At 56.0% G+C, this 20,006-nt stretch carries 18 protein-coding genes; 9 read left to right on the top strand and 9 right to left on the bottom strand.

The genetic code is table 11. The annotated features are described in order from the left end of the window. Positions 1-373: 373 nt before the first annotated feature. From hpxZ to ABU190_RS16925, 4 genes are read right to left on the bottom strand one after another with little or no spacing between them, the layout of a single operon-like run. Positions 374-760 carry an oxalurate catabolism protein HpxZ gene (gene hpxZ, locus ABU190_RS16940; RefSeq protein ID WP_223878735.1) on the bottom strand — a complete coding sequence of 129 codons (387 nt, stop codon included), beginning with the start codon at positions 758-760 and terminating at the stop codon, positions 374-376. Beyond that, entirely contained in the window at positions 757-2,130 is a 1,374-nt protein-coding gene (locus ABU190_RS16935) for an AtzE family amidohydrolase (RefSeq protein WP_354691911.1), read from the bottom strand. Before ABU190_RS16935 ends, hpxZ begins: the two co-directional genes overlap by 4 nt. Beyond that, a complete protein-coding gene (hpxX, locus tag ABU190_RS16930; protein ID WP_041852640.1) occupies positions 2,127-2,315 on the bottom strand; it encodes an oxalurate catabolism protein HpxX in 189 nt (62 codons plus the stop codon). The genes ABU190_RS16935 and hpxX overlap by 4 nt, the downstream gene beginning before the upstream one ends. 9 nt (positions 2,316-2,324) lie before the next feature. Further along, positions 2,325-3,908 (bottom strand): gamma-glutamyltransferase family protein, encoded by a 1,584-nt coding sequence (locus ABU190_RS16925; protein WP_354691918.1) that lies wholly within the window; start codon positions 3,906-3,908, stop codon positions 2,325-2,327. 114 nt (positions 3,909-4,022) lie between these two features. Between ABU190_RS16925 and ABU190_RS16920 the strand changes: the two genes are divergently transcribed. The 3 genes from ABU190_RS16920 to hpxK all read left to right on the top strand — a co-directional run bounded on the left by ABU190_RS16920 (position 4,023) and on the right by hpxK (position 7,544). Continuing rightward, the gene (locus ABU190_RS16920; protein ID WP_041852639.1) at positions 4,023-4,862 is read left to right on the top strand and encodes a MurR/RpiR family transcriptional regulator; all 840 of its coding nucleotides are present in this window, start codon (positions 4,023-4,025) and stop codon (positions 4,860-4,862) included. A 202-nt stretch (positions 4,863-5,064) separates the two neighbouring features. After that, positions 5,065-6,303, top strand: a complete 1,239-nt coding sequence (locus tag ABU190_RS16915; RefSeq protein ID WP_354691910.1) for an alanine--glyoxylate aminotransferase family protein — start codon at positions 5,065-5,067, stop codon at positions 6,301-6,303. Next, a complete protein-coding gene (hpxK, locus tag ABU190_RS16910) occupies positions 6,300-7,544 on the top strand; it encodes an allantoate amidohydrolase (protein WP_354691909.1) in 1,245 nt (414 codons plus the stop codon). Before ABU190_RS16915 ends, hpxK begins: the two co-directional genes overlap by 4 nt. A gap of 296 nt (positions 7,545-7,840) precedes the next feature. Here the strand turns inward: hpxK and ABU190_RS16905 are convergent, their stop codons facing one another. Beyond that, complete coding sequence (locus ABU190_RS16905) at positions 7,841-8,611, bottom strand: amidohydrolase (protein WP_041852636.1); 771 nt, start codon at positions 8,609-8,611, stop codon at positions 7,841-7,843. Positions 8,612-8,721: 110 nt separating this feature from the next. After that, positions 8,722-11,166, bottom strand: coding sequence for an acyl-CoA dehydrogenase FadE (gene fadE, locus ABU190_RS16900; RefSeq protein ID WP_354691908.1), 2,445 nt, complete (start codon positions 11,164-11,166; stop codon positions 8,722-8,724). Positions 11,167-11,416: 250 nt separating this feature from the next. Here fadE and lpcA point away from each other — a divergent pair, with 250 nt between their 5' ends. Together lpcA and ABU190_RS16890 are read left to right on the top strand one after the other, a co-directional pair. Continuing rightward, positions 11,417-11,998, top strand: coding sequence for a D-sedoheptulose 7-phosphate isomerase (lpcA, locus tag ABU190_RS16895; RefSeq protein WP_354691907.1), 582 nt, complete (start codon positions 11,417-11,419; stop codon positions 11,996-11,998). 148 nt (positions 11,999-12,146) lie between these two features. Beyond that, positions 12,147-12,914, top strand: a complete 768-nt coding sequence (locus tag ABU190_RS16890; protein WP_041852633.1) for a class II glutamine amidotransferase — start codon at positions 12,147-12,149, stop codon at positions 12,912-12,914. Here ABU190_RS16890 and dpaA read toward each other — a convergent pair. Continuing rightward, positions 12,885-13,625 (bottom strand): peptidoglycan meso-diaminopimelic acid protein amidase, encoded by a 741-nt coding sequence (gene dpaA / locus ABU190_RS16885; RefSeq protein WP_041852632.1) that lies wholly within the window; start codon positions 13,623-13,625, stop codon positions 12,885-12,887. The two genes, ABU190_RS16890 and dpaA, sit on opposite strands and share 30 nt — an antisense overlap. A 305-nt stretch (positions 13,626-13,930) precedes the next feature. On the opposite strand from dpaA, the gene dinB reads away from it, so the two are divergent. After that, complete coding sequence (gene dinB, locus ABU190_RS16880; protein WP_041852631.1) at positions 13,931-14,989, top strand: DNA polymerase IV; 1,059 nt, start codon at positions 13,931-13,933, stop codon at positions 14,987-14,989. Positions 14,990-15,066: 77 nt separating this feature from the next. On the opposite strand, the gene pepD is transcribed toward dinB, so the two are convergent. Continuing rightward, a complete protein-coding gene (pepD, locus tag ABU190_RS16875; protein WP_110295571.1) occupies positions 15,067-16,524 on the bottom strand; it encodes a cytosol nonspecific dipeptidase in 1,458 nt (485 codons plus the stop codon). 258 nt (positions 16,525-16,782) lie between these two features. On the opposite strand from pepD, the gene gpt reads away from it, so the two are divergent. The 3 genes from gpt (at position 16,783) to crl (ending at position 19,050) form a co-directional block, all read left to right on the top strand. Next, entirely contained in the window at positions 16,783-17,241 is a 459-nt protein-coding gene (gene gpt / locus ABU190_RS16870; protein ID WP_041852629.1) for a xanthine phosphoribosyltransferase, read from the top strand. Positions 17,242-17,349: 108 nt separating this feature from the next. Next, a complete protein-coding gene (gene frsA, locus ABU190_RS16865; RefSeq protein ID WP_041852628.1) occupies positions 17,350-18,594 on the top strand; it encodes an esterase FrsA in 1,245 nt (414 codons plus the stop codon). A 57-nt stretch (positions 18,595-18,651) separates the two neighbouring features. Further along, positions 18,652-19,050, top strand: a complete 399-nt coding sequence (crl, locus tag ABU190_RS16860; protein WP_041852627.1) for a sigma factor-binding protein Crl — start codon at positions 18,652-18,654, stop codon at positions 19,048-19,050. Positions 19,051-19,190: 140 nt separating this feature from the next. Here crl and ABU190_RS16855 read toward each other — a convergent pair whose 3' ends face one another. After that, the gene (locus tag ABU190_RS16855; RefSeq protein WP_071195911.1) at positions 19,191-19,943 is read right to left on the bottom strand and encodes an IclR family transcriptional regulator; all 753 of its coding nucleotides are present in this window, start codon (positions 19,941-19,943) and stop codon (positions 19,191-19,193) included. Positions 19,944-20,006 lie beyond the last annotated feature (63 nt).

Genomic DNA, 20,006 nt, shown 5'->3' with positions numbered 1-20,006 from the left:
TCTGACTTTCGGGTCGGGGACCAGCCTGCGTCCTTGCAGGCTATCCCCTCCGCCCGCTTCCCTGCGGGCGGCCCCGGTCAGCCGCAACGCCTCATCGATTTTCAGCCGGACCCTGTCATCGCTGTCATTGTTTTATTCTTATTAAGCGGCGTTATCGCTGTAAGATGTAAGATTACTGGGGATTCCTCAGCCCCCGGGGAGAGGGGGCACCCTGTATCCCCGGTAAGCGCAGCGCCACCGGGGACAATTCCCGGATGGCGGCGCAGGTACTTTATCCGGGCAATGTTTTCCATGCGAGCAGAGAGGGGTTTTCTCCCTCTCCCTGTGGAAGAGGACAGGGGGCAGGGCATCCAGCCGCACCCATCTTTCCCTTTTACCCCATCAAACTGACATGCGCCGCCACAATCCGCCAGCCATAGGGGAACTTCACCCAGGTCTGCATCTGGCGGCCCACCCGTTCACTGTTCTCGCGCGTAAACTCCGTGCTCGCGACTGCCATATCCTCACCGTAGGTGGTGATCGTGGTATTACGCAGCAACCGGTCCAGCCCCGCTGAGGGGCGTGCATTACGAAACTCGCGGATCGCCTCAATGCCGTACAAATTCTCTGTTGCGCCGTAGCGCACCGTGCGCGGGTCCGCCCAGAAAAGCTCATCCAGCACTGCCACATCATTACTGATAAGCGCCTGCTCATAACGATAAAACGCAGCGGTAACCTCATTCAATACAGTCGGACGGTCGATATTATCTCTGTTCATCATGCTTCCTGTGGGTAAAGAATGCCCGCCTGCTCCAGTCTCCACGCCGCCTGCAGGCAGCGTGACTCCTGCCAGGGGGCGGCAATAATCTGTACGCCAATTGGTAATCCCGAGGCGGTTTTTACGGGCACGGTCACCACCGGCAGGCCTAAAAACGAGATGGGCTGCGTCAGCATCCCCATACTGGCTTTGATCGGTAAATCGGTATGGTTAATGCGCATGGTGTTCTCGCCAATTGGCGTTGCGCTGCACGGCGTCGCCGGGGCCAGAAGCAGATCGACATCGTTAAACAGCGGTAGCGTTTTATCGCGAAACCAGGCGCGAAAACGCTGTGCCTGGGTATACCAGGCCGAGGGGGTCATTGCGCCTGCCAGCAAGCGCTCGCGGGAGTTAAGCTCAAACGTATCGGCATCCGTTCGTAGCGCAGGAAGATAATGGTTACCCCCCTCTGCCGCAGAAAGCAAAAACGCGGCTGAACGCGCCAGCTCCGCTTCCGGCAATACCCGCGTCTGGTTAGCGCCCAGAGCTTGTGCTACCGCGTTGACGGCGGCGCGGGCATCAGCATTACACCAGGTGGTGAAATAGCCCTCCAGCACGGCACAGCGTAGCGCCCCCGTACTGGATAACGTTGGCAGCGTGGCGGCAGGTTCGTGTGGTGATTGCCAGTTGTCTTCCACGTCATGTCCCTGGAGCGCGTCATAGACACAGGCCAAATCCTCCACGTTACGTGCCAGCGGGCCGATGTGATCCAGACTGGCGACAAACGGATGGCTACCGCTGCGTGATAAGCGTCCAAAGGTGGGCTTTAGCCCCGGCACGCCGCACAGCGAGGCGGGAACGCGAATAGAACCGTTGGTGTCGGTGCCCAGCGCAAAATTGACCATCCCGGCAGCAACGGCCGCCGCTGAGCCGCCCGATGAACCACCCGCCACCCGGGTGAGGTCTCGCGGGTTACGCGTCGCACCATAGTGACTGTTTTCGGTAGTGAAGCCATAGGCATAGGCATCCATGTTGAGCGTGCCGGCCAGCGTTGCACCCGCATTCGTAAGCTGGCGAATGGCGAACGCATCTTTTGTTGCGGGGGGCTGAGTGCTGAACAGCTTTGCCCCCGCCAGCGTGGTAACCCCCTCCACATCGAACAGGTTTTTCACCGCATAGGGTACGCCTGCCAGTGCTGGCAAGGTTTCGCCCGCAGCAAGCCGGGCGTCGATGTGCGCGGCTTCGGTGAGCATGCGCGTCGCCGTTACGCCGGTGAAGGCGTTGATGCCGGGGTTTGCCTGCTCAATCAACGCCAGTGATTGCTGTGCCAGTTCGCGCGCGCTAAAGGTTTTGCTACGCAGTCCCTGCTGAATGTCCCGAATGGATAAGCTCATAGCCGATATTCTCCTGCGCCTTCCTGGCGGTGCGGCAGTGGGAAAGCCATCAGCGGCTGCGCCATGGCCGCGATGCGGGTGAGCTGAACTTCGAGTTCGGCCCGGCGTTCATCGTCCAGCGGTACCGCCAGGAGTTGTTCCATCAACCGGATGTATGTCGGCCAGTCGAATTTGTTATCGCTCATAATGACTCCTTAAAAACCGGCCGCGCTGCCGTTACTGCGTGGATCAAATGCCCCTTCGAGCATCCCGTTGGGATGACGCACAATCGCCCCGGCGTGCCCGGTGGCTTCGCTCAGCCCAGGTAACCATTCAACGTCATGGCCCAGGTCACGCAGCGCCTGATACGTGGCTTCGCTGAATCGCCCTTCCAGTTTCAGGCTATCGGACGTTTGCCCCCAGGTGCGGCCCAGCAACCAGCGGGGGGCGCATACTGCTTCCTGCAAAGGCATGTTTTGCATCACGTGGCGGGTAAATATGGCGGCCTGCGTTTGCGGTTGCCCGTCGCCCCCCATCGTGCCGTAGACCATGGTGCGGCCATCTTTCAGCCGTGCCGCCGCCGGGTTGAGGGTGTGGAAAGGTTGTTTACCGGGTACCAGCGCCAGCAAATGATCCGGGTCGAGACTGAATGCCGCGCCCCGGTTTTGTAACAGCACGCCGCTTTCTGGCAGCACCACGCCGCTACCGAACTCGTGATAAATGCTCTGAATAAACGACACCGCCAGCCCGTTTTTATCCATCACACCCATCCAGACGGTATCCCCCGGTCCTTTGCCCTTGCCCCAGGGGGCGGCCCGCTTGTCATCGATGCTGGCGGCCAGCCGTTGCAGTGGTGCCTGCTCCAGCAGACTTTGGACCGGCAGCGTGACGTGGCGTGGATCGGTGATGTAGCGGTCACGCAGGCCAAAGGCCTGTTTGGTTGCTTCGACGATGCGGTGAATGGTCTGTACTTCACTGGCCTGCGCCATATCCAGATGGTCGGTAATGCCGAGGATGGCCAGCGACACCAGCCCTTGCGTTGGCGGCGTCATATTGAAGATGTCGCCCTGGCTGTGGCTCAGGCGAAGTGGTACCCGGCGGTGGGCACGATGAGCCGCCAGATCCTGAGCGGTCAGTGGCAGGCCGAGCGCTTTCATTTCCGCCGCCATCTGATCGGCGAGCGCTCCGCGATAAAAACTGTCCAGTCCGTCGGTGGCGAGGCGGGTTAATGTGCGGGCGAGGCGCGGCTGGTAGAAACGGCTGCCCGCCTGTGGGACTTCGCCCTGAATTAGAAAAGTCTCGCTAAAGCCCGGCACATCCACCAGTTCCGGGTATTTACTTTGCGTGGCGCTGGCCTGCGACTGTGTTACCGGGATCCCTTCGCTGGCGTAACGGATGGCGTCGGCCAGCAGGCGGGAGAGCGGTAATTGCCCGCCGCCCAGTGACGCTGATACGTTCAGCGCCTCGTCCCAGCCGCTCAGCGTGCCGGGAACCGTGAGCGCTGCCAGCGGGCCACGATGGGGAATATGGCTATGCCCGCGATAGAAATCACGTGTCGCCAGTTGCCCGGCGGCGCCGCTGGCGTCAATGGCGAGGGGCGCGCCTTCGGGCGGTACTATCAGCCAGAAACCATCGCCGCCGATGCCATTCATATGGGGATAGACCACCGCAATGGTGGCGGCTGCGGCGATCATCGCCTCAATCGCATCACCGCCGTGGCGCAACACCGATAATGCCGATTCGCTGGCAAGGTGGTGGGGCGTTACCGCCATACCGGAAGGGGCAACATTACTTTGCATCGTCATGCTCTCTTTGTTCGGGTAAGTCAGAGAGCTAAGCAAGAGCTGTTCCAGATTGACGACAAGCGTTTCACTGTGTCAGCTTAATGTGAAACGAAAGTTGCAGGAGGGTCTATGCAGCAGTTAGATACGCGCTTACGTGAGTGCTATAACGAATTATCCCCGCAAGAACAGCGAGTTGCCTCATTTATCATGGATCATTTTGATGACCTGATGAGCTACAACAGCGCCGAACTGGCCCGTCTGAGCGGCGTGTCAAAAGCCACTGTCAGCCGCCTGTTTAAACGGCTTGGCTATGATCGTTTCAAAGAGATGCGCGATGAGGTGCGTACGCTGCGCCAAAGCGGCATGCCGCTGACGGAAAACCGCGATGCCGTACAGGGCAACACCTTGCTGGCGCGACACTACAAGCAGGAGATGGCGAACCTGACCCAGTGGGTGAATGCGTTAGATGCCGTGCAGTTTGCCGATGTGGTACAGGCATTGGGCGCAGCGCAGCGCGTCTTTATTCTTGGCCTGCGTAACAGCGCGCCAGTGGCCTTGCATCTGCGCCAGCAACTGATGCAAATCCGTGGTCAGGTCAGTCTGATGCCTCAGCCGGGGCAGACACTGGCAGAAGAGTTAGTGGATATCACCCCGCAGGATGTGGTGGTGGTGGTCGCTTTTCGCCGTCGTCCACGGGTCATCCGCCCTGTACTCGAAGCGCTGCACAAACAGGGCGTGCCGACCGTTGCCATCAGCGAACCGCAGGCGGCGGGCATTACCACGCTTGCCCGCTGGCACTTCGGCCTGCCGCTCGACAGCGTATCGGCGTTCGACAGCTACAGCAGTGCCATGAGTCTGGTGAATTTACTGGCAAATGCGTTACTGCACAGCGCCCTGACCGAGGGACGTCAGCGTATCCATAACATCGCATCGCTGTATACAGAACTCGACGAACTGGAGCAGCGATGACGCACCATACTGGTGCTTTTGCACCCGTTCAGGGGATCGTTATGGTGCAGTCGGATAACGTTAATCCGCGCTGAAAAAGGACGAAATCAGCGCAATAGCAGGCTGGTGTCTTCATTTTCTCTGTGGCACATTAGTTGCAGAAAGTATCACTAAGAATCTTTTGTTTCATGACGATCACTTTTGTATACCAAAGGATGTGTCCATGTTCGACTCTCAGCACTCTGCACAAATTAACCCACCCCACCGTTTACTGATGGGGCCGGGACCTATCAACGCCGACCCGCGCGTTTTACGTGCCATGGCGAGCCAACTGGTGGGGCAGTATGACCCGGTTATGACCGGCTATATGAATGAGGTAATGGCCCTCTACCGCGAGGTATTCCGCACGCAAAACCGCTGGACCATGCTGGTAGATGGCACCTCGCGCGCCGGGATCGAAGCGATCCTCGTCTCTGCGATCCGCCCAGGCGACAAGGTGCTGGTACCGGTCTTTGGCCGTTTCGGGCATCTGTTATGTGAAATCGCCCGTCGCTGCCGTGCGGAAGTACACACCATTGAGGTGCCCTGGGGTGACGTTTTTACGCCCGATCAGATTGAAGATGCCATCAAGCGTGTTAAGCCTCGTCTGTTACTGACGGTGCAGGGCGATACCTCTACCACGATGCTGCAGCCGCTGGAAAATCTGGGTGAGATCTGTCGCCGTCATGGCGTCTTGTTTTATACCGATGCCACCGCATCGCTCGGCGGTAACGCGCTGGAGACCGATGCCTGGGGGCTGGATGCGGTCTCCGCGGGTTTGCAGAAATGCCTGGGCGGTCCGTCGGGCAGTTCGCCCATCACTCTGAGCCCACAAATGGAAGAGGCCATTCGTGCACGCAAATGCGTGGAGCAGGGGATCCGTACCGATACGCATCAGGACGGCGATGACGAGATGATCTACTCCAACTATTTCGATCTCGGCATGGTGATGGACTACTGGGGGCCGGAACGCCTGAACCACCATACCGAAGCCACCAGCATGCTGTTCGCCGCCCGTGAGTGCGCACGCATCATGCTGGAAGAGGGGATGGACGCGCTGATTGCCCGCCACGAATTACATGGTCGCGCCATGCTGGCGGGGATTCAGGGAATGGGGCTGGAGGTGTTTGGCGATATTCATCACAAGATGAATAACGTACTCGGGGTGATGATCCCATCGGTTGTGCATGGTGAAGAGGTGCGCAAGCGCCTGCTGGATGACTTCCATATTGAAATCGGCACCTCGTTTGGTCCGCTACAGGGAAAAATCTGGCGTATTGGCACTATGGGGTATAACGCGCGCAAAGATTGTGTGCTGCAAACCCTCACTGCTCTGGAAGCGGTGCTTAACCGTCTGGGCCTGCGCACTGTACAGGGCGCGGGAATGCAGGCCGCCTGGGAAGTCTACGAAGGGGTGGCATGATGATGACTGCCGATGAGGCTGACCTCGCTGCGCACCGGGTAATGACGCGTTGCGATGCGCTGGCAGAGATCAGTGAAACGCCGGGTCAACTCACCCGGGTTTACCTCTCTTGCGAACATCTGCGGGCGAACGCGCAGGTGGCGCAGTGGATGCAGGATGCGGGAATGCTCACCTGGCAGGATGCGGTAGGCAATATTTGCGGACGCTACGAAGCGGCAAGCGACGGTGCACAGGCGGTGTTGCTTGGGTCGCACCTGGACACCGTTCGTGACGCCGGACGCTACGACGGCATGCTCGGTGTGCTGACTGCCATCGAAGTGGTGGACTGGCTGCACCGTCAGGGTTTGCGTGGTTCACAGGCCATTGAGATCGTCGGGTTTGCTGATGAAGAGGGCACGCGCTTTAACATCACGCTGTTAGGAAGCCGGGGGCTGACCGGCACCTGGCCGCAGGGCTGGCTGGATTGCGAAGATGCGCAGGGGATAAGCGTGGCGCAGGCGATGGTCAATGCCGGTCTGGAGCCTACACGTATCGCCACGGCGGAACGTGCCCGTGAGGATTTTTCCGCGTATCTGGAGCTGCACATCGAGCAGGGGCCGGTACTTGAGCAAGAAGATCTGCCGCTCGGCGTGGTCACCGCGATCAACGGTGCGCGCAGGTTGACCTGTCGGTTTAGCGGGGAAGCGGGGCATGCGGGCACCGTGCCGATGAGCCATCGTCACGATGCATTGACCGCCGCCGCCCAGTGGATCGGGTTTGTTGAACAAAAAACGCGGGAGTCTGGCCCGGAGCTGGTGGCAACGGTCGGTACGCTGCAGTGTGAGCCCGGTGCGGTGAACGTGATTCCGGGGGCGGTGACGTTGACGCTGGATATCCGCAGCCCGAACGATGATCTGCGGGAGACGCTGTTAAACGCCCTGCTGGATGAGGCCGTGCGCATTGGGCAGGAACGTAGCGTTGGTTTTAGCTACGATATTTTTTACTCCATTGCGGCAACACCTTGTGATACGCATCTGCGTAATGTGCTGGCTGGTGCCGTTGAGGCGGTGCAGGGGCGCGTGCTGTTGCTGCCAAGCGGTGCCGGGCATGATGCCATCGCAATTGCGGAACGCTGGCCATCGGCCATGTTATTTGTGCGTTGTGACAGAGGGATCAGCCATCATCCGGCCGAGAGCGTGCAGCAGCAGGACGTGGCCCACGCGTTGCGGGCATACAGTGAAGCGGTGAGAGCGTTAATGTAATTCACTGTTTCCCAGAAAGAGGGGAAATTATCTTGAAGCCCCGGTAAGCGTCAGCGCCAGCGGGGGTTATTCCCGGATGGCGGCGCAGGCGCCTGATCCGGGCTACGACCGGTTTTCTCCCTCCCCCCGGGGCAGAGGAATCCCCACATAAATGCGAGCACGAACGGTCCCCTCTCCTCTTTGGGGAGAGGGTTAGGGTGAGGGGAAAATGCGGCTCTGATGGTCATTCCGTTCACCTTATGTTCATGGCGACATGTCAACTTCGGACACGTGAACGGGTAAAGGGGAACGTCATATCACCCAAGCGTAAACGGATCGGCGTCCTGCCAGGCGGGAAACTTCTCGCGGTACTCTTTTAATGCGGCCATCGACAACTCGGCATCAATGCGGATAGCCTGATGCGGCTCGGCGGTGGCGATAACCTCGCCCTGCGGGTTAATGACCCGGCTGTCGCCACGATAATGATGCCCGTTGCCATCGGTACCCACACGGTTGCAGCCCGCGACATACGCCAGGTTTTCAATAGCGCGTGCCACCAATAGCGATTGCCAGTGCAGCGAACGCGGCGCAGGCCAGTTGGCGACATACAGCGCCAGATCGTAATCATCGCGATTGCGCGACCAGACCGGGAAGCGCAGGTCGTAACAGACCAGCGGTAAAATACGCCAGCCGCGCCACTCAAACACCACGCGCTCGTTACCGGCTTCGTAATGGTGATGTTCATCGGCCATGCGGAACAGATGGCGCTTATCATAGAAATGAACAGCCCCTTCCGGCTCGACCAGCAGGAAACGGTTAACCGGGCCGCGCTCTGTTTGCAGCGCGGCACTGCCCGCGACCAGCGCGTTCGTCTGGAGCGCTTTGGCCTGCATCCACGCCACAACGTCTTCTTGCGGCATCGACTGCTTCGCCGCTTCCATCGCAAAACCGGTGGTGAACATTTCCGGCAGGACTATCACATCACGCCCGGTGATATCTTCAAGCTGGCGGTCGAAATGGCGCAAATTGGCCGGACCGTCCATCCAGACTAAAGGTTGTTGCAACAGCGTAATTTTTAAACCAGGCACGATTTAAGCTCCCCTTAAACAGCATTTTTACACTTTAGCACGAGAAAAAGGGAATTTGTGGTAATAAAAAACCCCGCACGCAGCGGGGTCAGGGTCTCTCGAAGGGGGCGTTATGCAGCCTGAGGCTTACGCACCTTTTCCGGCGTTTTTACCGGCTGTGTTGCCAGCTCTTCCGGTTCGAAATCGTCGACATTGATACTGCGCAGACGGCTGGTTTCGGCTTTTGTCAGGATCTCAGCTTCATCCTGATTGATAAGCCCGCCGGCCAGCGCCTCTCTTGCCAGCACGTCCAGACGTGTGAACGGCAGGTTTTTACCGAGTTCTTTACAAATGCGCTGATGAATCGGGTCGGCGGCGATCACGTCAAGCAGCGCCTCTTCCAGCAGACCGACCGGGTTATGTTCGCTCGGCGTCAGGTACTGACCACGACCAATACGCGAACGGGTGGCGCACGGCGTTTGCAGAATCTTAGCGACCTGATGATCCAGCTTATCGGACGGTGCCAGGTAGTGACGACCGGTCGGGAAAATCACCACCCGCAGCAGACCCGCGACCACACGGTTCGGGAAGTTGGCCAGCAGATCGTCCATCGCCTGTTCAGCCTGATACAGCGCGTCCTGTACGCCCCAGTGCACCAGCGGCAGATCCATCTCATGGCGGCCTTCATCGTCATAGCGTTTCAGCACCGCAGAGGCGAGGAACACCTGACTTAAGATATCCCCGAGACGTGCCGAGATACGTTCACGACGTTTCAGGCTACCGCCCAGTACCGCCATCGACACATCCGACAGCAGCGCGAGGTTGGCACTTAAGCGATTGATATGCTGATAGTAGCGTTTGGTTGAATCACTGGTCGGGGCCGAACTGGTCAGCCCGCGCGTCAGCCCCAGCCAGAAGCTACGCATCTTATTGCTACCCACATGCCCGATATGTTTAAACAGCAGTTTGTCGAACGCATCCACGTCATTGTTTTGCGCGGCGGCCATTTCATCCAGCACGTACGGATGGCAGCGAATCGCGCCCTGACCGAAGATCATCATGCTGCGGGTCAGAATATTGGCCCCTTCAACGGTGATGGCAATCGGTGCGCCCTGATAGGCGCGAGCCAGGAAGTTACCTTCGCCGAGCATAATGCCTTTACCGCCAGCGATATCCATTGCGTCAATGATTGACTGCTGGCCACGGTGAGTACAGTGATACTTCACAATGGCGGAGAGCACCGCCGGTTTCTCACCGAGCATAATGCCGTACGTAATCAACGCGGCAGCAGCATCCATCACATAGGCGTTACCCGCGATACGTGCCAGTGGTTCTTCGATCCCTTCCATCTTACCGATAGCGACTTTGAACTGACGACGGATATGAGCATAGGCGCCAATACCCAGCGCCACTGATTTCAGGCCGCCCGTGGAGTTGGATGGCAGGGTGATACCACGGCCCACGGACAGACATTCCACCAGCATACGCCAGCCCTGTCCGGCCATTTTCGGACCGCCGATGATGTAATCAATCGGTACGAAGATATCCTGACCACGCGTCGGACCGTTCTGGAACGGGACGTTCAGCGGGAAGTGACGACGACCAATTTCAACGCCCGGGGTGTTGGTGGGGATCAGCGCACAGGTAATACCGAGATCTTCTTCGCTACCCAGCAGTTTTTCCGGGTCAGAGAGTTTAAACGCCAGGCCCAGTACGGTCGCGATAGGCGCCAGCGTGATATAGCGTTTGTTCCAGGTCAGGCGCATACCGAGCACCTGTTCACCCTGCCAGTCGCCCATGCAGACGACGCCGGTGTCCGGGATGGCGCCCGCATCGGAACCGGCTTCCGGGCTGGTCAGTGCGAAGCACGGAATTTCCTGTCCACGCGCCAGACGGGGTAAGTAATGATTTTTCTGCTCTTCGGTGCCGTAATGTTGCAGCAGTTCGCCCGGCCCTAAAGAGTTAGGTACGCCGACGGTGATCGCCAGGATACCGGAAACCCCGGAGAGTTTTTGCAATACGCGGGACTGGGCGTAAGCGGAGAATTCCAGGCCGCCGTACTCTTTTTTAATGATCATCGCGAAGAAGCGATGTTCTTTCAGATATGCCCACAGTTCTGGCGGTAAATCGGCCATTTCATGGGTAATCTGAAAGTCGTTAGCCATACGGCAGGCTTCTTCCACCGGGCCATCAATAAAGGCCTGTTCTTCGGCGGTCAGGCGCGGCTGCGGGTAATTGTGCAGTTTTTTCCAGTCAGGATTACCGCGGAACAGATCGCCTTCCCACCAGGTTGTACCGGCATCGATAGCTTCTTTTTCCGTACGGGACATCGGCGGCATCACCTTACGAAAGCCGCGGAAGACCGGCGCAGAGATCAGCGATTTACGCATCGGCACAAAGTTGAAGGGCACAAGGATAATGGCCAACGGCACCAATACCCAGATGGACCACAGACCTGAAGCGCCAAGCGCGGCAGTCCATGCCAGGAGGATTACGCTGCTGAGCAGCAGACTCACCCGGTGATAGAACAACACGCCGAGTAGTACAACAGTTGCGAGAAGACTCAAAATCATCATAGAGAAAAGCTCCCTTGCTTGTAGGAGGTCTGACCACTTGTGATGATATGGTTGTAGTGGATGTTATTTCTTTTAGCAATGTGTTTACAAAATAATTACAACCTGGTTCACATTGTTGGGGAGGAATGTGGCACGAAAAACGAAAACCCCCGACGATCACCATGGCTTTAGCTTCTCGCTTGCCATGCTATCCGGTAAACTGCGCGCGAGAATTTATATTCATACTGCTTTCATACTGAAGGATATCCTCATGTACCAGGATCTGATTCGTAACGAACTGAACGAAGCAGCGGAAACGCTGGCAAACTTTTTAAAAGACGATGCCAATATTCACGCCATTCAGCGTGCAGCGGTTCTGCTGGCTGACAGCTTCAAAGCCGGCGGTAAGGTATTGTCCTGCGGCAATGGTGGTTCCCACTGTGATGCGATGCACTTTGCCGAAGAGTTAACGGGACGCTATCGTGAAAACCGTCCGGGTTATCCGGGGATTGCGATTTCTGATGTGAGCCATCTCTCCTGCGTCAGTAATGACTTTGGTTACGACCATGTTTTCTCTCGCTATGTTGAAGCCGTTGGCCGTGCAGGGGATGTACTGTTAGGTATTTCTACTTCCGGTAATTCTGGTAATGTCATTAAAGCGATTGACGCGGCGCGCGCGCAGGGCATGAAAATCATCACGCTGACCGGTAAAGATGGCGGCAAAATGGCAGGTACTGCCGACGTTGAAATCCGTGTACCGCACTTTGGTTACGCCGACCGTATTCAGGAAATCCACATCAAAGTGATCCATATCCTGATTATGCTGATCGAAAAAGAGATGGTAAAAGCGTAAGAAGGCTATTTTATTTGCCAGTTTGAACCAGGGCAGTGCTCAGGATCCTCACGTACCCGGTGTACGCTCCGGTTCTTACGCGCTGTTCGTGTTCAAACTGGCTGCAACAATTACGCCTTCTCCATATTTGGGCGTTTGGGGGTGTTGAATGTGCGAACTGCTCGGGATGAGCGCCAATGTGCCAACCGATATTTGCTTTAGTTTCACCGGGCTTGTTCAGCGCGGTGGGGGAACCGGGCCGCATAAAGATGGCTGGGGTATCACCTTTTACGAAGGCAAAGGCTGTCGTACGTTTAAAGACCCGCAACCCAGCTTTAACTCTCCGATTGCCCGTCTGGTGCAGGAGTACCCGATAAAGTCCTGCTCGGTGGTGGCCCATATTCGCCAGGCGAACCGTGGTGAAGTGGCGCTGGAAAACACGCACCCCTTTACCCGTGAACTCTGGGGACGCAACTGGACCTACGCCCATAACGGGCAGTTAACCGGGTATAAATCGCTGGAGACCGGCAACTTTCGTCCTGTCGGGGAAACCGACAGCGAAAAAGCTTTCTGCTGGCTGCTGCACAAACTCACCACGCGCTATCCGCGTACTCCGGGCAATATGGAAGCGGTATTTAAATACATCGCGACGCTGGCGACTGAACTGCGTGGGAAGGGTGTTTTTAATATGCTGCTGTCGGATGGGCGTTATGTCATGGCGTTCTGCTCGACCAATCTGTTCTGCATTACCCGTCGGGCACCGTTTGGCGTGGCGAAACTGCTGGATCAGGATGTGGAAATTGATTTTCAGCGGGAAACCACACCTAACGATGTGGTTACCGTGATTGCTACCCAGCCGCTAACGGGCAATGAAACCTGGCAAAAGATTATGCCAGGCGAATGGGCATTATTTTGTCTCGGGGAGCGTATAGTTTGACGCCAACTGCGGGTGAATAACTTCGTGGCTCAGCGGTTTGCTGACCACGTAGTTCCCGTCAACAACAGAGACCACAGGCGGTTTCTGCGTCTGCTGGAAGAAGTCATAACCCGGTTTTAACTGTTCCCAGAATTTCGCATAGGTCGAATATTTGTGACGCTGCATATTCGCGTCCGTCATACGGAACGGGTAGATGCTCAGTTGCACGCTTTCCTGACCAAACACCAGCGCGGCGGTGACAAACTGGAAAATCTCGTCGATTTGCGAATCGGTCATGGCGTAGCAGCCAATCGACACGCACGCGCCGTGGATCATCAGGTATTTCCCTTCATAACCGTGGGCACGGTCATAGGCGTTAGGAAAACCAATATTGATGGCTTTATAAAAACGGCTATCCGGTTTTAGCTGGCTGCGCTGAATGGAATAGAACCCTTCCGGGCTTTTGAAATCGCCCTGACGCTGTTTCGGACCCAGGCCGCCGGAGTAGTTACAAATTTTGTAACTATTTAGGAGCTGATATTGCTCACCCATTTTGACGTAGAGATCAAGGGTACGCTCTTCTTTGAAGATCTGGATGTATACCGGCGATCCCATCAACTGCTGCTTATATTCTTTGCTGATCGGCGTTGTTGAACCATTGCTGCTTAATAAGCTGGCAAACGAGACGCACGGCATCAGAAGCATCGCAAGAAAAAATGCGATTTTGCGCATACTGCTTGTTTCCTTGATAAAACGGTTACCACATTGCCAGGACGGCAAAAGAATCCCATAAATTCAGATTAATCTGGATTGGGTGCGCCCACAGTAGCATCACGGTAGTTTTTCGCAAGCCCGGATCGCTGAGTTTACAAATTAGTTTTTTGCAGCGGTCCCCCTGTTAAATATTGTCTGATGAAAACCCCAGAAATAACAGCGCTATTGGGCGTTTTTTTCACTGCGAATTCACTTTTTTCCCCTCTCTTCTCATTCTGGGTAATAATGCTGTATACTTATCCAGTATCCGATAAGGTGAGCGTATGCGCAAAATCATACATGTCGATATGGACTGCTTTTTTGCGGCGGTGGAGATGCGTGATAACCCGGCTCTGCGGGATATCCCTATCGCTATCGGCGGCAGCCGGGTTCAGCGCGGCGTTATCAGCACGGCTAATTATCCGGCGCGTAAATATGGCGTGCGCAGCGCCATGCCCACGGCAATGGCGTTAAAGCTCTGCCCGCATCTCACCTTATTACCGGGGCGCTTTGAAGCCTACCGGGAAGCCTCTCACCAGATCCGCGAAATCTTTTCCCGTTATACAAGCCTGATTGAGCCTCTGTCGCTGGATGAAGCGTATCTGGATGTGACCGACAGCCCCCATTGCCACGGTTCGGCAACGTTAATGGCAGAAGAGATTCGGCGGACCATATTCCGCGAAACCCAACTCACCGCATCGGCCGGGATTGCACCGGTGAAGTTCCTGGCGAAAATCGCCTCCGATCTGAATAAACCTGACGGGCAATATGTCATTGCCCCTGCGGATGTACCGGCGTTTTTACGTACGCTGCCACTCAGTAAAATTCCGGGCGTTGGCAAAGTGTCGGCGGCAAAACTGGAAACGCTTGGGTTGCGTACCTGCGAAGATGTGCAGAACAGTGACCTGGCGATGTTGCTAAAACGCTTCGGTAAATTTGGCCGCGTGTTGTGGGAGCGCAGTCAGGGGATTGATGAGCGACATATCAGTAGCGACCGGCTGCGCAAATCGGTTGGCGTAGAGCGTACGCTGATAGAAGATATTCATGAGTGGGAAGAGTGTGAAGCCATTATCAACCAACACCTTTATCCGGAACTGGAACGGCGGCTGGCAAAGATAAAACCCGATCTGTTGATTGCCCGGCAGGGAGTCAAACTCAAGTTTGCCGATTTCCAGCTCACCACCCAGGAACACGTCTGGCCACGCTTAAATAAAGACGATTTGCTGGCGACGGCGCGGAAAACCTGGAATGAGCGGCGTAGCGGTCGCGGCGTGCGTTTAGTGGGTTTGCATGTGACGCTGCTCGATCCGCAATTAGAACGTCAGTTGGTGCTGGGGCTGTGATAAGCGTGAAAATAAGAGCGTAACGGGAAGAGAAAAGGAAAAGCGTCCGCACCAGTAAAAGGTGCGGACGCTACGACTTATTTCGCCGGAATAGCTTTCAGCAGCTCGGTCAGCAGCGTCCAGTAATGGCCCACGCTTTCGATATGTACCTGCTCATCCGGGGAGTGCGGACCGGTGATGGTGGGCCCAATAGAAACCATATCCATATCCGGGTACGGTTTTTTGAACAGACCACATTCCAGACCGGCGTGAATGATCTGAATGTTCGGCGTCTTGTTGAACAGACGCTGATAGGTCTCACGCACCAGATGCATCACCGGCGAGTTCGCATCCGGCTGCCAGCCAGGGTAGCCGCCTTTCGGTGCGGTTTTTGCACCAGCCAGTTTGCCCAGCGATTCCAGCATGCTCACCACATAATCTTTGCCGCTATCGATCAAAGAGCGGATCAGACAGATGATTTCCACGCTGTCGTCCTGCATGGTGACCACGCCAACGTTCAGGGAGGTCTCGACCACGCCTTTGGCAACGTCGGAGTTACGGATCACACCGTTTGGCGTGGCGTTCAGCAATTGAATGAAGCTATCGCGGGAAGCAGCGGTCAGCGCCTGTTTGTCGCTGGAAACGCTATCCAGCAGTACCACCAGGTTTTTCTCTTTCATCGCCAGCTCGTTTTTCAGGATGTCCTGATAAGTTGCTGCCAGTGTTTTCAATTGTTCAGCTTTATCGGCCGGAACGGCAAACGTGGCGAAGGCTTCTCGCGGGATAGCGTTACGCAGGGTACCGCCGTTGAAATCAGCCAGACGCAGGTCCAGCTCGGCCGCGTGGCCTGCCAGGAAGCGCGCCAGCAATTTATTGGCGTTACCAAGACCCAGATGAATATCGCCGCCGGAGTGGCCGCCTTTCAGCCCTTTCAGGGTCAGTTTGAACGTCTGGTAGCCCGCAGGTACCGCTTCGCGGGAGAGCGGCAGAGTGGTGATGAAATCAATACCGCCGGCGCAACCCATGTAGATTTCGCCTTCTTCTTCTGAGTCAGTGTTGATCAGAATATCAGCCTGCAACCAGCCGGGCTGCAAACCAAACGCGCCATCCATGCCGGACTCTTCGGTCATGGTCAGCAGCACTTCCAGCGGACCATGCTCAACGCGGTCATCCGCCAGCACCGCCAGCGCGGACGCCATACCGATACCGTTATCGGCGCCAAGCGTAGTGCCGCGCGCTTTTACCCATTCGCCATCAATGTAGGGCTGAATCGGGTCTTTGGTGAAGTCATGTACGGTGTCGTTGTTTTTCTGCGGCACCATATCCAGGTGCGCCTGCAGCACAACCGGTTTGCGGTTTTCCATACCTGCTGTTGCCGGTTTGCGCAGCAGAATATTGCCAACCTGATCGCGTTCCGCATGTAAGCCTTTTTCTTTCGCCCAGCTCATGATGTGCGCGGCGAGTTCTTCTTCATGGTAAGACGGATGAGGAATAGAACAGATTTTGGCAAAAATATCCCACAGCGGTTGTGGCGATAGTTGAGACAATTCAGACACGATGAGTCTCCTTTAAAAGGCCTGCCAGCATATTTTGCAGGTCCGAGGGTTAAACTACAGAACAATCACAAGGCCGGATTGCGAGATGGTCTTGAGAATACCACTTTATTGTCTCTCTGTTAGTACGCGTCGCGTAAAAAGCGCCAGCCCGGCCCGGTAACACTGGTTTTTAGCGCGACAGATCTCTATAATCTCGCGCAACCTATTTCCCCGTAGAACACTTTTTAAGCCGTATATACACAGGCTGGGACACTTCACATGAGCGAAAAATACGTCGTCACCTGGGACATGTTGCAGATTCATGCACGCAAACTGGCAAACCGCCTGATGCCTTCTGAACAGTGGAAAGGCATTATTGCCGTTAGCCGTGGTGGTCTGGTTCCGGGCGCATTACTGGCACGTGAACTGGGTATTCGCCATGTCGATACCGTTTGCATTTCCAGTTATGACCACGACAACCAGCGCGAAATGAAAATTATCAAACGCGCAGAGGGTGATGGTGAAGGTTTCATCGTTATTGATGATCTGGTCGATACCGGCGGCACCGCGGTGGCTATCCGCGAAATGTACCCAAAAGCGCACTTCGTCACTATTTTCGCTAAACCGGCCGGGCGTCCGCTGGTTGACGATTACGTGATTGATATCCCGCAGGATACCTGGATTGAACAGCCGTGGGATATGGGCGTGGTCTTCGTTCCGCCTATCTCTGGTCGTTAATCCTCTCTTTATGATTATTTACAACGCCTGGCATCGCCGGGCGTTGTTTTTTTTCGCATCCACCAGGTTACAATACCGTCATCGACGTATTCATGGAGGCTGCGCGTAATGCCACAAGCTAACCTCAGCGAAACCCTGTTCAAACCCCGCTTCAAGCACCCGGAAACCTCAACGCTGGTGCGTCGCCTTACCCATAGCAAACAGTCGCCTGTAGAATCCACCCTTGACGGTAACAATGCGCCCCACTGGTATCGGATGATCAACCGACTGATGTGGATCTGGCGTGGCGTTGATCCGAAAGAGATCCTGGACGTACAGGCGCGGATCGCCATGAGCACGGCGGAACATACCGACCCTGAACTTTACGATACGGTGGTCGGGTATCGCGGCGGCAACTGGATCTACGAATGGTCCACTCAGGCTATGCAGTGGCAGCAAAAAGCCAGCCAGGAGCAGGATACCACCCTCAGCGGCCAGCACTGGCTGCATGCGTCAAACCTCTATAGCATCGCCGCTTATCCGCATATTAAAGGGGATGTGCTGGCAGAGCAGGCTCAGGCGCTGGCGAATCGCGCCTATGAAGAAGCAGCGCAGCGTCTGCCGGGCACCATGAAAGAGATGGAATTTGCGATTCCCGGCGGTTCGCCGGTGATTGGCTTCTTGCATATGCCCAAAGGGGAGGGACCTTTTCCCACCGTCCTGATGTGCGGCGGGCTGGATGGCCTGCAAAGCGATTACTACAACCTGTATGAACGCTATTTTGCGCCGAAAGGCATCGCCATGCTGACGCTGGATATGCCTTCTGTGGGATTCTCCTCAAAATGGAAACTTACCCAGGATTCGAGCCTGCTGCATCAACACGTGCTGAAAGCGCTGCCGAACATTCCGTGGGTTGACCATACACGCGTGGCAGCGTTTGGTTTCCGCTTTGGTGCCAACGTGGCGGTCCGCCTTGGTTATCTGGAGTCTCCGCGCCTGAAAGCCGTGGCCTGTCTGGGGCCAGTAGTGCATGCGCTGCTCACTAACCCCCAGCAACTGGGGCGCGTGCCGGAGATGTATATGGACGTGCTCGCCAGTCGGCTTGGTATGCACAATGCGTCGGACGAGTCACTGTATGTTGAGCTGAATCGCTATTCGCTAAAAACGCAGGGGTTACTGGGGCGGCGCTGCCCGACGCCGATGCTGTCTGGCTTCTGGAAAAACGATCCGTTCAGCCCGGAGGAGGAGTCGCGTTTAATCACGTCGTCATCTGCGGATGGTAAATTACTCGAAATCCCGTTTAATCCGGTTTATCGCAATTTTGATAAGGCGCTGCGGGACATTACCGACTGGATCAATGATAGATTGCGTTAATGGATTGCTAATTTCGATTGATTTGGTAAAACAGTTGCATCACATAAGGAGATCGCAATGACGTTACCGAGTGGACATCCCAAGAGCAAACTCATTAAAAGGTTTACCGCGCTAGGCCCGTATATTCGGGAAGAACAGTGTGCCGATAATCGCTTCTTTTTTGATTGCCTGGCCGTATGCGTCAATGTAAAGCCCGCGCCGGAGAAGCGTGAATTTTGGGGCTGGTGGATGGAAATGGAAGCGCACCAAGACCGTTTTACCTATAGCTACCATTTTGGGCTGTACGATAAAGACGGGAACTGGAAAGCAACCGAGATAAAAGATTCAGAAGTGACTGACCGGCTGGAGCATACGCTTCGTGAGTTTCATGGTCGCGCCCGCGAGGTCCTTGCGGCGCTGGAGCTGAAACTGGAGCCTGCGGAAAATTTCTCTGACGAGATTAACCTGACGGTGTAAGCGCAGTAAAAAGATTCCCCGACAAGAGACAATCCGGATTCAGCCCGCTGATTCCGGATTTTTTACGTCTCAACGCAACTGGCTATGTCGTTGTTGATGGCTGCTCTTCCGCCTGCCGGAGCAGGGAAAACATGCCGGACTCAGGTGAAATCCGACAGTTTTTGGCCGGAAACGATCAACTCTTTGAGCAACATTTGACGGCGCTCCTCCGGTGTATCGCGACTCACCATAAAACAGATCGCCGCGACCGCCTGCCCGCTACGAGAACGAATCGGCGCCGCCATACAGCAGGTAAAACTCTCCGACAACCCCTCAGTCAGACAATAGCCCTGCTGTCCGGCACGATGAATATCTTCCAGGAAGGCTTGTTTATCGAGCACTTGCCCGTTTGCCAGACGGTAATCTTCTTCGGGGATAAGGTTGAGAATAGCGCTGTCCGACCAATTACTGAGTAACAGACGGCCAGTCGCCGTCCAGGTGATCGGTACCCGCACGCCGATATCCGACGTGATTTTGAACGGGTGGGCATTACTTTCCGACAGCACGACGGTGTACTTATTCCCCTCCAGCATACAGAGCTGCACCGTCTCGCCATGGCGGGCGACCAGTTCAACCATTAACTGATGTGAGCGGCGAATAAGATCGTTATGTGCCATATAATCTGCACCGTAATAGTGCATTTCGCGGCCAAAGAACACTGCGCCGTCGGCATCCACTTCCAGTAGTCCGGCCTCGCTGAGCAGGCTGACAAGTTCATATACACTGGAGCGCGGCGCGCCGGTGGCCTCGATTAAATCGCGCATCGCCATCGGCTGACGAGCGATATGCAACTGGTGAAAAATGTCGATAACCCGGTCAACACCGCGCGCACGCGATGGCTTCTCGTCCGGCATAAGCAAATTCTCCTGATGCAGTCGGGCGGTCGCGCCAGACAGTAAAGACAATAAAAAAGAAAA

The organism is Phytobacter sp. RSE-02 (assembly GCF_040578655.1).
Taxonomy (GTDB): Bacteria; Pseudomonadota; Gammaproteobacteria; order Enterobacterales; family Enterobacteriaceae; genus Phytobacter; species Phytobacter diazotrophicus.
The sequence above is the reverse complement of the archived record's forward strand: the minus strand, read 5'-3'. Positions and strand labels throughout refer to the sequence as shown.